The sequence below is a fragment of the Streptomyces sp. NPDC048636 genome (assembly GCF_040650655.1).
GTDB lineage: Bacteria > Actinomycetota > Actinomycetes > Streptomycetales > Streptomycetaceae > Streptomyces.
Map to the genome: position 1 here is coordinate 54237 of NZ_JBEZHR010000014.1, position 14296 is coordinate 68532.

Annotated in this window: 2 protein-coding genes; both read right to left on the reverse strand. The window is 72.6% G+C overall.

The features are described from left to right. Nucleotides 1-34: 34 nt before the first annotated feature. Entirely contained in the window at nucleotides 35-6760 is a 6726-nt protein-coding gene (locus tag AB0C66_RS29075; protein WP_362444967.1) for a type I polyketide synthase, read from the reverse strand. Between the two features lie 46 nt (nucleotides 6761-6806). Continuing rightward, nucleotides 6807-14090, reverse strand: a complete 7284-nt coding sequence (locus AB0C66_RS29080; RefSeq protein ID WP_362444970.1) for a beta-ketoacyl synthase N-terminal-like domain-containing protein — start codon at nucleotides 14088-14090, stop codon at nucleotides 6807-6809. Nucleotides 14091-14296: the final 206 nt, after the last annotated feature.

The window sequence follows — 14296 nt, forward strand, 5'->3', positions numbered from 1 at the left end:
ACCCGGCCTTCAGCGGAGAGGCGCGCCACGTTGTTCATGACAGGCCAAGTTCGTTGTCGATGAATGCGAGAACCTGATCAGCGGAGGCGACCTGGAGCCGTTCCACGGCGTTGGTGTCGTCGGAGGGCGCGCAGATCGCCTTCCACTTCGACAGCAGGGTCTCCAGCCGCGCCGTGACCACGCCCGGGTCCACGTCCTCCACGACCACGGCGGACAGGCTGTTCTCCAGCCTGAGCAGCTCGTTGAGGAGGGGATGGGGGGTGTCGGGCCGGGGGGCCGCCACGGTGCCGTCCTCCGGCGCCAGCTGCTGCCGCAGGTGTTCGGCGAGGACCGCGGCTTCCGGCTGGTCGAAGACCAGGGCGGCGGGCAGCCGTAGTCCGGTGGCGGCGGCGAGCCGGTTGCGCAGTTCGACGGCGGTCAGCGAGTCGAAGCCGAGGTCCTTGAACGACGCGTCGGCGTGGATGACGGCGGCATCGGCGTGTCCCAGGACGGTGGCGGCGTGGGTGCGCACGAGGTTGAGCAGCAGCCGGTGCTGTTCGGACGACGGCAGCCCGCCGAGCCGGGCGCCCCAGTCGGTGGGCCGGACCCCCGCGGTGGCGGTCGGCCTGACGCGTCGGCCGCCGGTGGCCGCGAGGGCGCGCAGGGGCGCGGGCAGGGAGGTGGCCGCCTGGGCGGCCAGTGCCCTGGTGTCCAGGTTGAGCGCCAGCAGATGCGGGTGGCCGTGGTGATATGCGGCGTCCAGCAGGGCCAGGCCCTCCTCGGTACTGTTGGCCTTGATACCGAGGCGGCCGATCCGGGCCAGGTCGGTGTCGGCGAGCCGCGCGGTGAGCCCGCTGGTGTCCGCCCACAGGCCCCATGCCACCGACAGTCCGGGCAGGCCCAGGGCCTGGCGATAGGTGGCCAGACCGTCGCAGAAGGCGTTGGCCGCGGCGTAGTTGGCCTGGCCCGGGGTGCCGAGGTCGGAGGCGAAGGAGGAGAACATGACGAACATGCCCAGCCGCAGCCGCTCCGTGGCCCGGTGCAGCCGGACCGCGGCCCCGGCCTTGGCGGCCCAGGCCCGTGCCAGCCGCTCCGTGTTCTGCGAAGGAAGCATGGCGTCGTCCACGACGCCTGCGGCGTGGATCACACCCGTCAGCGGATGAGCCGGGTCGATGTCCTCGATGAGGCCGTTCAGCGCGGCGGCGTCGGTGATGTCCAGCGCCTCGACACGCACCGCGGCGCCGAGGCCGGTGAGGCGCGAGGCCAACTCCCGGGCGCCCGGGGCCTCGAGTCCGCTACGGCTCACCAGCAGCAGATGCCGGATGTCCCGCGTACGGACGAGGTGATCGGCCACATGCCCGCCGAGGGTGCCGGTGCCGCCGGTGATGAGCACCGTGCCGTCCGGGTCCACCGGGGCGGGTACGTCCAGCACCAGCTTGCCCGTGTGCTTCGCCTGACTCAGATACCGCAACGCCTCCCGCGCCCGGTTCAACGGCCATGACCGCACCGGCAGCGGCTCCAGCGCCCCCGCCTCGAACAACCGGCCCAACTCACCCAGCATCCGGCCGATGCGGTCGGGCCCGGCGTCCGCGATCAGATCGTAGGGGTGGTATCGCACGCCGGGGTGGTCATGTTCCGGGTCGCGGATGTCGGTCTTGCCCATCTCCAGGAAACGACCGCCCTCGCCCAGCAGCCGCAGCGACGCGTCGATGAACTCCCCCGCGAGACTGTTGAGCACCACATCCACACCGCGCCCACCCGTGGCTTCGCGCAGTGCGTCCTCGAAGGCCACATCCCGCGAAGACGCACGATGAGCGGCATCAACACCCATGGACTCCAGCACCACATGCTTACCGGGGCTCGCCGTGGCAAACACCTCCGCCCCCACATGCCGGGCCACCTGCACCGCCGCCATCCCCACACCACCCGCCGCGGCATGAATCAGCACCGACTCACCCGCACCCAGCCCACCCAACTCCACCAGCCCGTACCACGCCGTCAGGAACACCACCGGCACCCCCGCCGCCTGCTGGAAACTCCAGCCGGAGGGGATGGGTACCACGGTGCGCGCGTCGGCGACGGCCACCGGACCGAAGGCGCCCTCGAAGAGGCCCATGACCCGGTCGCCGACCGCGAGACCGGTCACACCCGGGCCCACTTCCCGCACCACACCCGCGCCCTCACTGCCCCCGAACTCCGCACCACCGGGGTACATCCCCAACGCGATCAGCGCGTCACGGAAGTTGACCCCCGCGGCATGGACATCGATCCGTACCCGGCCCGCGTCCAGGGGCGTCAGCACGTGAGGACAGGCCACCGGCCGTACGCTGTCCAGCGTCGCGGCGCCCTCCGTTCCGAGCCGCCACGCCGACGCCCCCGCCGGGGGTACGAGGCCGTGTGCGGATCCGGCGCGGACGAACCGGGGTATCAGCACCCGTCCGTCGCGCAGCGCGAGTTGTGACTCGTCGAGCTCCAGCGCCCGTGCCACCGCGTCCGGGAGGAGGTCGGCCCCGGGGACGGGCGCCCCGTCGTAGGCGGGCGCTCCGCCGTGGGCCGAGGTGTCCGGGTCGAGATCGAGCAGCAGGAACCGGCCCGGGTTCTCCGTCTGCGCACTGCGCACCAGACCCCATACGGCGGCTCCGGCCACCTCCACGGGCTCGGCTCCCTCACCCGCGAGCCCACCAGTGGCGACGGCACCGCAGGTGACCACCACCAACCTGGCTTCGGCCAGCCGTGGTTCGGCCAGCCAGCCCTGGAGCAGTGCGAGGGTCCGCTCCGCGGAGGCGAGTCCCCCGGCCGCCGGATCGCCGCCGTCGGTCGGCTCCGCCACGGACGCCAGCACGACGTCCGGGGTGGCGGCGCCGCCGTCCAGCGCGCTGATCAGCGCCTCCAGGTCCGAATGGCACACCGCGGCGGGCGACACCAGCGGTAGCCCGGTGCCCACTACCGCCCACTCGACGGGGCGGGCCGGGCCACTTCCGTTCGGTGTCGCCGCAACCGGCAGAGGCTGCCAGTCCATGGCGAACAGGCCGTCCGCGGCGGGTGTCCGGGCCTTCCGCAGCTGCTCGGTATCGGCCGCTCGCAGCACCACCGCATCGGCGCTGAGCACGGGTGCCCCCACCGCGTCCGCCACGTTCACGCGCACGGTCCGCTCGCCGTCCCCGCCGCGCTCACCGGGGGACAGCCGGATCCGCACCCGGGTGGCCCCAGCGGCCCACAGCGACACTCCGTTCCAGGTGAACGGCAACCACACCCGACCATCGGCCGGTTCGGCCTCGTCCGCGGACCCGTCGGTGAGCAGTACGGGGTGCAGTGCCGCGTCGAGCAGGGCGGGGTGGACACCGAATCCGGACGGCTCCCCGGCCGCCTCCGGCAGCACCACCTCGGCGAGCAGATCCGCACCGTCCCGCCACACCGCGTGCAGCCCCTGGAAGGACGGCCCATAGGCGTATCCCGAGGCCGCGATCCGCTCGTAGAAGTCGGCCAGCTCCACGGGTTTCGCACCCGTCGGCGGCCATACGCCGTCCTGGTCGGCCGCGGGCGCCGGAGCCTCGGACGGCGGGCTCAGCACACCGTCGGCGTGGCACACCCAGCCGGTGTCCGAGCTTGAGAGGTCATCGGGGCGCGAGTACATCCGCACCTCGCGGCGTCCGTCGTCGCCCTGCTCACCGACGACCACCTGGAGGCGGACCCCACCCGACGACGGCAGCACCAGCGGCACCTGGAGCGCCAGTTCCTCCACCCCACCGCCGCCCACCTCGTCGGCCGCGCGCAGGGCCCATTCCACCAGGGCCGTACCGGGGACCAGGACGGTGTCCGCGACGACGTGTTCACCGAGCCAGTGGTGTGTCTGTGCCGACAGCCGTCCCGTCAGCAGAGTGCTGCCGCCATCGGCCAGTTCGACGGACGCGCTGAGCAGCGGATGTCCGGCGGACACCAGACCGAGGTCGGCCGGATCGGTGCCACGGTCACTGAGCCCGTCCAGCCAGTACCGCTGGTGCTGGAAGGCGTAAGTGGGCAGCTCGACGGTACGGGGGCGGGGCTCGGCCGGGAAGAATACCGTCCAGTCCACCGCCACCCCGGCGGTGAAGGCCTCCGCGAGCGACCGCGCCAACTGCCGCTGTCCACCCTCATCCCGGCGCAGCGTGGGCACCGTCACCGCCTGGACATCGGCGTCCTCGAAGGTCTCCTGCATTCCGACCGTCAGCACCGGATGGGTGCTGGCCTCGATGAACACGCGATGGCCATCGGCCAGCAGCTCCGCGACGGCGTCCGCGAACCGTACGCGCTCGCGCAGATTGGTCACCCAGTACGCGGTGTCCAGTGTGGTGGTGTCGGCGCGGCCGCCGGTCACCGTGGAGTAGAACGCCACCTCGGGAGCCGCCTTCGGGCGGACACCGCTCAGCACGGTGTGCAACTCGTCCGTGATCCGGTCGACCTGGGGGCTGTGCGAGGCATAGTCCACCTCGATCAGCCGGGCCCGGTCACCGTTCTCCTGGCATGCCGTGACCACGGCGGCCACCTGCTCCGGCGGACCCGACACCACTGTGGAAGCGGGCCCGTTGACAGCCGCGATCCCGACTCCGGCGGTCTTCTCCCCCAGTGCGGTGAGCAGCTGACCGGCGCACCGCTGGCTCACACCGAGAGAGGCCATCGCGCCGCCACCGGCCAGCTTCCGCAACGCCTTGCTGCGCAGTGCCACGATCCGCGCGCCGTCCTCCAACGACAGCGCACCCGCCACCACCGCGGCCGCGATCTCACCCTGACTGTGCCCCACCACCGCGGCGGGCCGTACTCCGTGTCCGGCCCACACCGCGGCCAGCGACACCATCACCGCCCACAACACCGGCTGCACCACATCCACACGGCCCAGGTCCGCCGCGTCGTCCGCCCCCCGCAGCACCTGAGTCAACGACCAGTCCACATACGGTGCGAGGGCACCTTCGCACTCGGCCACCCGCTCCGCGAACACCGGCGAGACCTCCAACAGACCCGCACCCATGCCCACCCACTGTGAACCCTGCCCCGGGAACACCAGCACCGGACCGGCGTCGCTCGTGGCCACGGCGATGCCCGAGGACACCACAGCGGGATGCGCGGTGCCCGCCGCCAGCGCCTCGACACCGGCCATCAGCTCCTCGCGGTCCGCCCCCAACACCACCGCACGGTGCTCGAAGACCGCACGCGTAGTGATCAGCGACCATCCGATTTCGCCGGGCGCGGCATCGGCGTCCCGTGATATCCGTCCGGCCAGCGCCGCCGCCTGGCCGCCCAGCGCCTCCGCACTGCGCGCGGAGAGCGCCCAGGGGACCACTCCGCCCGGACAACCGCCCACCGGGACCGACTCATCCGTCCCCTCCGCGTTCTCCGTGTCCTCCGCGGCCGCCGCGTTCTCCGCGTCGGGAGCCTGCTCCAGGATCAGATGGGCGTTGGTGCCGGAGACGCCGAAGGAGGAGACCGCGGCCCGCCGCGGCCGGTCCAGCGGGGGCCAGGCGGTGGGCTGGTCGAGGAGCCGGACACCACTGCCGTCCCACTCCACATGCGGGGTGGGCTCGTCGAGGTGGAGATTGGCGGGCAGTTCCGCGTGGCGCAGGGCCATCACCATCTTGATCACACCCGCGACACCGGCCGCGGCATGAGTGTGCCCGATATGGGACTTGAGTGAGCCGAGCAGCAGCGGACGGTCGTCGGGGCGGTCCTGGCCGTAGGTGGCGATCAGCGCCTCGGCCTCGATCGGGTCGCCCAGTTTGGTGCCGGTCCCGTGTGCTTCCACGACGTCCACATCGCCCGGGCCGAGCCGCGCACTGGCGAGGGCCTGCCCGATGACCCGTTCCTGGGCGACGTCGTTGGGGGCGGTGAGCCCGTTGCTGGCACCGTCCTGGTTGATGGCCGAGCCGCGGATGACCGCCAGCACCCGGTGGCCGTCGCGCAGCGCGTCCGACAGCCGTTCGAGCACTACCAGGCCGACACCTTCGGAGAATCCGGTGCCGTCGGCGGTGGCGGCGAACGACTTACAGCGTCCGTCGGGGGCCAGTGCTCCCTGCCGGGTGAACTCGGTGAACATGATGGGAGTGGCGAGTGAGGTGACTCCTCCCGCCAGCGCCATGGTGCATTCGCCCTGCCGGAGTGCCTGGCAACCCAGGTGCATGGCCACGAGCGAGGCCGAGCAGGCGGTGTCCACGGTCACCGCGGGCCCCTCCAGGCCCAAGGTGTAGGCGACCCGGCCCGAAATCACGCTGGTCAGGCTGCCGGTGGTGGCGTATCCCTCAAAGCCTTCCGGGATCCGTGGCGCGCGGGCCAGATAGTCCTGGCTGGACACCCCGGCGTAGACACCGGTGCGGGTGCCTTTCAGGGTGTGGGGGTCGATACCGGCCCGTTCGAGCGCTTCCCACGCGGTCTCCAGCACCAGCCGCTGCTGTGGGTCCATGGCGAGCGCTTCGCGCGGACTGATGCCGAAGAAAGCCGCGTCGAACCGGTCGGCCGCGACAAAACCACCCTGGCGGACACAGCTGGTGCCGTAGTGCTCCGGGTCGGGGTGGTAGAGGCCGTCCAGATCCCAGCCGCGATCGGTGGGGAAGTCGCCGATGGCGTCGACGCCCGAGACGAGCAACTCCCACAGCTCCTCCGGGGAGGTGACCCCGCCGGGAAAGCGACAGGCCATGCCCACCACGGCCACCGGCTCCTGCGCCCGCTCCTCCACCTCACGCAGTCGCAGCCGCGTGTCGTGGAGATCGGCGGAGACGCGCTTGAGATATTCGACGAGTTTCTCTTCGTTCGCCATGAGGTTCACCTCACCCGGCCTTCAGCGTTCGTCGCACCCGGCATATTCAGGACACACCAAGCTCGTTGTCGATAAAGTCAAGGACCTGATCCGCGGACGCGGACTCCAGCCGTTCCGCCGCGCTCGGTTCGGCCGCGGAACGACGGGCCGTGCTGGATCGCGCCGGTTCGGCCGCCGGGGCGGGGACGCTGGACGTGGCGGAGCCGGATTCATCCGGTGTGAGCCGCCGCACCAGATGGTTCACCACCCCCGCCGGGGTCGGATGGCGGAAGATGAGTGCCGCGGGCAGCCGCAACCCGGTGGCGGCGGCGAGACGGTCGCGCAGCTCCACGGCGGTGAGCGACTCGAAACCCAGCTCCTTGAAGCTGGCGTCGGCGTGCACGGCGTCGGCGTCCGCGCGTCCCAGCACCGTGGCGGCGTGGCCACGGACCAGGTGGAGCATCTGCCGATACCTGTCCGCCGCCGACAGCCCCGCCAGCCGGGCGGCCCAGTCGACGGGTCGCTCGTCGGTGGCGGCCGCGGCGCGCCGCCGCGCACTCGCACCACCGTTGGACGAGGCCGTGGCCGGGGTCGAGGCGCGTGAGGCCGTGGCCTTGAGCTGGTCGGGGGCGGCCGGGCGCATCACCAGCCCATCGACGGTCAGCACCGGCGCCCCCACGGCGTCGGCGACGACCACGCGCAACTCCCGGCCGCCGTCCGGGCCGGGCGGCGGCGCGGTGATCCGTACCCGTACCGTGGTCGCCTCGGACGCCCACAGCGATACACCGCTGAAGGTGAACGGCAGCCACATCCTCTCCTCTTGGGCTCGGGCGGCGTCCAGCAGCACCGGGTGCAGTACGGAGTCCAGGAGCACCGGGTGGATGCCGAATCCGGTCGGTTCCCCGGCATGCTTTGCCAGTTCCACCTCGGCCAACAGGTCGTGGCCGTCGCGCCAGAGCGCCCGCACCCCCTGGAAGGCCGGGCCGTACGCGTATCCCGAGGCGGCGAGGTGTGCGTAGCAGCCGTCGGTGTCCACCTGCATCGCGGCCGACGGCGGCCACGCTCCGGTCAGCTCCGCCGTCCGGTCCTCGGGGGCGGCAGGGCCGAGTACGCCGACGGCGTGGCAACTGAATTCGGTGTCGGCGCAGTCGGGGTGCGCGGGGCCGGGCTCCGCGGTGTCCTCGGGCCGGGAGTAGACGGCCACGTCATGGCGTCCGTCGTCACCGACCGGGCCGACCATCACCTGTATCCGGAGTCCACCGGTTCCGGGCCAGATCAGCGGCTGCTTCAGGGTGAGTTCTTCCACCTGGCCGCCGCCGACCACATCGGCCGCCCGCAGCACCCACTCCACCAGTGCGGCCCCGGGCACCAGGGTCACCCCGGCCACCGCGTGTTCGCCCAGCCAGGGATGGGTCTGTGCCGAGAGACGACCCGTCAGCACATGGCCGCCACCGTCGGCGAGCCGTACGGCGGCGCCCAGTTGTGGATGTCCTACGGCGGTGAGTCCGAGGTCAGCCGGATCGCCGCCCCGGCCACCGGCACCGTCAAGCCAGTAGCGGTCGCGCTGGAAGGCGTAGGTGGGCAGTTCGACGGTACGGGGGCGGGGCTCGACCGGGAACAGCGCCGCCCACTCCACCTCCACACCGGCGGTGAACGCCTGCGCCAGCGACCGGGCCAGCTGGGCGGGATCGCCGTGGTCACGGCGCAGAGTGGGCACGGCCGCGGCGTCGATCCCGCTCTGTTCGAAGGTCTCGCGCATTCCCATGGTGAGCACCGGATGGGTGCTGGCCTCGATGAACACCCGGTGGCCATCGGCCAGCAGCGCTTCGACCGTGTCGGCGAACCGCACCTGCTCCCGCAGATTGCGCACCCAGTACGCGGTGTCCAGGGCCTCCGCGCCGACCGGGCCGCCGGTCACGGTCGAGTAGAACGCCGCCTTCCCGGCGGAAACGCGTGCAGAAGCGTCGAGTGGCTCAACTCCCGCCAGAAGTAAGGCGAGTTCGTCGCTGATGCCGTCGACCTGTGAGCTGTGGGAGGCGTAGTCCACCTCGATCAGCCGGGCGCGTTCGCCGTCCTTCTGGCACTCCTCCACCACCACGGCCACCTGCTCGGGCGGGCCGGACACCACGATGGACTCGGGCCCGTTGACGGCCGCCACCACCACCGCGTCCGCCCGGTCGTCGAGCCGGAGCAGCAGTTCGGCCACCCGTTCCCGGCCGAGCCCGAGGGAGGCCATGGCGCCGCCGCCCGCGAGCTGCCGCAACGCCCGGCTGCGCAGGGCCACGATCCGCGCGGCGTCGTCCAGGGAGAGCGCGCCCGCCACCACGGCCGCCGCGATCTCACCCTGACTGTGGCCCACCACGGCCGAGGGGCGGACGCCGTACGCGGCCCATACGGCGGCCAGCGACACCATCGCGGCCCAGAGCACCGGCTGGACGACATCCACCCGGCCCAGGTCCGCCGCACCCGCTGTCCCGCGCAGCACATCGGTCAACGACCAGTCCACATAGGGTGCGAGGGCACGTTCGCACTCCGCGATCCGCGCCGCGAACACCGGGGAGCCGTCCAGCAGCTCCGCACCCATCCCCGCCCACTGCGAGCCCTGCCCGGGGAACACCAGCACCGGTCCCCGGCCGTCGGCCGTCCCGGCCCCGGGGTGAATGGCACCGGGACCCATCACGGCCGGGTGGTTCTCCCCCGCGGCCAGCGCCGCGAGGGCCGCCGACAGGGTGTCGCGGTCCTGGCCGACCAGGACGGCCCGGTGCTCGAACACCGAACGGGTCCTGATCAGCGACCAGCCGATGTCCGCGGACGAGGCTCCGGGAGTGCGGGCCAGATGGTCGGCCAGCGCCCGGGCCTGGCCCCGCAGGGCCTGTGCGCTCCGCGCGGACAGCACCCACGGCACCACCCCGTGTGGCATGGGCCCCGGATCCTCCTTGCCGGCGGCTTCGGCCGGGTCCGGCTCGGGGGCCTGTTCCACGATCAGATGCGCGTTGGTGCCGCTGATGCCGAAGGAGGACACGGCCGCGCGACGAGGGCGTTCGGTGTCCCGCCAGGCCACCGGCTCGGTCAGCAGCCGCACCGCGCCGCCGTCCCAGGCGACATGGGGGCTCGGCGCGTCGATGTGCAGGGAGGCGGGCAAAGTGCCGTGACGCAGCGCCATCACCATCTTGATGACCCCCGCCACGCCCGCCGCGGCCTGGGTGTGGCCGATGTTCGACTTGAGGGAGCCCAGCCACAGCGGCCGGTCGGTCGGCCGTTCCTGTCCGTAGGTGGCCAGCAGTGCCTGGGCCTCGATCGGGTCGCCGAGGGTGGTGCCCGTCCCGTGCGCCTCGACGGCGTCCACCTCCGACGGTGCGAGTCCGGCGGTGGCGAGCGCGGCGCGTATCACCCGTTGCTGGGAGGGCCCGTTCGGGGCGGTGAGCCCGTTGGACGCGCCGTCCTGGTTGACCGCGGAGCCCCGGATCAGCGCCAGGACCGGATGGCCGTGGCGCCGTGCGTCGGACAGCCGTTCCAGCAGGACCAGTCCGACTCCCTCGGCCCAGCCGGTGCCGTCGGCCGCCGCGGCGAACGGTTTGCACCGTCCGTCCGGAGCGAGTCCGCGCTGCCGTGAGAAACCGGTGAACATGCCCGGGGCGGCCATCACGGTGACCCCGCCCGCGAGGGCGAGCGAGCAGTCACCGCGACGCAGCGACTGCGCGGCCAGATGCAGGGCCACCAGGGAGGAGGAGCAGGCGGTGTCCACGGAGACCGCGGGACCCTCGAGTCCGAAGGTGAAGGCCACCCGGCCGGACACCACGCTCGGGGTGCCACCGGTGAGCAGATGTCCGTCGAGGCTCTTGGGTGCCTCGTGCAGCCGTGGCCCGTAGTCCTGGGGCATCACCCCGACGAACACCCCCGTCGGGCTGCCCTTGAGGGCGGTGGCGCGCAGACCCGCCCGCTCGAACGCCTCCCACGCGGTCTCCAGCAACAGCCGCTGCTGCGGATCGGCCGCCAGTGCCTCGCGCGGACTGATACCGAAGAACTCCGCGTCGAACCCGGCCGCGTCGTAGAGGAATCCGCCCTCGTGGGCATAGGTGGTGCCGGGGCGCTCCGGGTCGGGGTCGAAGAGCGTGGCCAGGTCCCAGCCGCGGTCCCGGGGGAACTCCCCGATGGCGTCCACGCCGTCGGCCACCAACCGCCACAGCGCCTCCGGTGAGGAGGCGCCGCCCGGGTAGCGGCAGCTCATGGACACGACGGCGAGGGGTTCGTCATCGAGATGTGCGGCGGCCGGGCGGTGTGCGGCGGGAAGGTGCGTGGCCGGGGCGGCCGGGGAGGTGGCGGCGCGCAGATACGCGGCGACGGCGAGGGGCGTGGGATGGTCGAAGGTGAGGGTGGCGGTGAGGGGCAGACCGGTGGCCTCGGCGAGCCGTTCGCCGAGTTCGGTCGCGGCCAGCGAGTCGAAACCCAGCTCCTTGAAGGTCAGACCTGGCTCGACGGCGCGTGGATCGCTGTGTCCGAGGACGATGGCCACCTGGGTACGGACGGTGTCCAGCGGGTCGGCCGTGTGCACCGGGGCCGGGTTCGGGGCGGGCGGCGGTGCGTTCTCCTCGGTGGCGGGCGGGGTGCCCGGGACGGCCTCGAGAGTGGTGTCGGGCCAGTGGCGCTCGCGCTGGAAGGCGTAGGTCGGCAGGGCCACAGGTCGACGGGGGTGTCCGGCGAAGGACCGCTCCCAGCGCACCTCGGCGCCGCGTACGTACGCCTGGGCCAGGGCGGTGGCGAAGGTCCGTGGCTCGGAACGGTCGCGGCGCAGTACGGCCAGGGCGGCGGGTCGGGGCTGTCCGGGGGCCGCGGCGGGACGGTCGGCGAGGCATTCGCGGGCCATGGCGGCGAGGAGGGCGTCCGGGCCGAGTTCGACGAAGGTGGTGGCGCCCGCCTCGCAGAGGGTGTGTACACCGTCCATGAACCGGACCGCGTCGCGTGCGTGGCTCGCCCAGTAGTCGGGCGAGGCGAGCTGCTCGGGGGTGGCGATGCGGCCGGTCACGTTGGAGACGACAGGGATGGCCGGAGCGGCGAAGGTCAGCCCGGCGGCGATGGCGCGCAGTTCGTCGAGGACACCGTCCATATGGGGCGAGTGGAAGGCGTGGCTGACCTTGAGCGGATGGGCCTTGCGGCCGCGGGCCCGCCAGGCGTCGGTGGCCTGGTGGACGGCGTCGCGGTCGCCGGAGACCACCACGGAGGAGGGGCCGTTGACGGCCGCGATGGCGAGCCGGTCCTCCGCGCCGGCGAGGGCCTCGGTGGCCTCGTCGGCCGTGGCCTGCCAGGCGGCCATCGCGCCGGAGGCCGTGACCGACTGCATGAGGCGGCCCCGGGCGGCGACCAGGGTGCAGGCGTCGGGCAGCGAGAGCACTCCGGCGACATGGGCGGCGGCGAGCTCGCCGACGGAGTGGCCCATGAGCCACTGTGGACGCAGTCCCCAGCTCTCGGCCAGCCGGTACAGGGCGACTTCGACGGCGAACAGCGCGGGCTGGGTGTACGCGGTCCGGTCCAGCGCCGTGGTGTTCCGGTCGAACATCACCTCGCGCAGCGGCTGGTCCAGGTGGCGGTCCAGATCTGCGCACACCTCGTCCAGGGCGGTGGCGAAGGCCGGATGGGTGGCATACAACTCCCGCCCCATGGCCGGACGTTGGCTTCCCTGCCCGCTGAAGAGCACCGCGACACCGCCGTCGGCCACCCGGCCCCGGACCAGCCCGGAGGTCTCGGTGCCCTCGGCGAGCGCGTCCAGCCCGCGGGGCAGCCCGTCCGGGTCGTCCGCACCGCCGAGGATGACGGCGCGATGGGGGAACGCCGTCCGGGTGGTGGCCAGGGCGTACCCGATGTCCTCCGGCGTGCCGCCCGGCTGGTCGTCCGCGGCGAGGTGTTCCCGCAGCCGTACGGCCTGGTCGCGCAGGGCCGCGGGGCTCTTCGCGGAGATCACCCAGGGCACGGCGGGGAGTTGGCCCGTGGAAGACGCGATACCAGCGGCGTCGGGGGCCTCGGCGGCGGAGGCGGGGGCGGGGGCGGGGGCCTCGGCGAGCACCAGATGACAGTTGGTTCCGCCCATGCCGAAGGAGCTGACCCCGGCGAGCAGTGGCCGGTCGGGGCGCGGCCAGTCGGTGAGGGTGTCCTGGACCCGCAGTCCGAGATCGGCCAGCGGAATATGGGGATGGGGTGTGGCGAAGTGGAGGCTGGGCGGGAGCTGCCGGTGGCGGATGGCGAGAGCGGTCTTGAGCAGTCCGACGATTCCCGCGGCGCCTTCGAGGTGGCCCACGTTGGTCTTTGCGGAGCCGACGAGCAGCGGAGTGCCGTCGATCCGTGCGGTGCCGAGGGCGGCGCCGAGGGCCGCGGCTTCGACGGGATCGCCCACGGGGGTCCCGGTGCCATGGAGTTCGACGTACTGGACATCGGCGGGCGAGACACCGGCCCGCTGGTGTGCGGTGCGGATGACCTCTTCTTGTGCCACCGGGCTGGGGGCGGTGAGCCCGTCCGTGGCGCCGTCGTTGTTGACGGCGCCCGAGCGGATGACGCAGTAAATGGCATCGCCGTCGCGAAGGGCGGCGGCGAGCGGTTTGAGCAGTACGATCCCCCCGCCCTCGCCACGGACGAAGCCGTTGGCGCGGGCGTCGAAGGTGTGGCAGCGGCCGTCCGGGGAGAGTCCGCCGAACTGGGCGGCGGCGGCCTCCATGCTGTCCTCGGTGAGGATGAGGTTGACGCCACCGGCCAGCGCAAGGGTGCATTCCTCGCGCCGCAGGCTCTCGCACGCGGTGTGCACGGCCACCAGCCCGGAGGACTGTGCGGTGTCCACGGTGATGCTGGGGCCACGCAGTCCGTAGCCGTACGAGACACGGTTGGCGATGATGCTGCGGTGCACTCCGGTCATGGCGTGCCGGGGGCGGGCGCCGGTGGGGTGCCGACGCAGCACGGCGGCGTACTCGTCCCAGATGGCACCCACGAACACACCGGTGGCGCTGCCGCGCACCGCCGCGGGGCGGATACCGGCGTCCTCGAAGGCCTCCCAGGCGAGTTCGAGGACCAGCCGCTGCTGGGGGTCCATCACCACCGCCTCGCGCGGCGAGATGCCGAAGAAGGCGGCGTCGAAGGTGTCGACACGGTCGAGGAATCCGCCGGGCCAGGCCGTCTCCGGACCGTCCTGGCCGGTGGCGGCCCCGGCGCGGCGGCGGTCGGCGGGCATCGCCGTGATGGCGTCGCCGCCTTGTCGCAGCAGTCGCCAGAAGGCTGACGGGCTGGGCGACTTCGGCAGCCGACACGCCATTCCCACCACGGCGACGGGCTCCGTGAGCCGTGATGTCCGGGTGGGCGCGGCGCTATCCATCACACCGCTGGTGGGGTGGGGAAATCAGGTGGGTGTCCTTGGTCATGGGAGGCACTCCCGCTCCGTATTGATGATCGGTGCGAGCACATCGCCCATCCTGGGCCGCAGGTCTAAAGGCACACCAAAAAGTTCCGCGGCCGGTCACTTTAGAGACGCGTTAACGGCACCCCGGATCATGACTTGACGGGTGGGCCCTCACCCTGCCC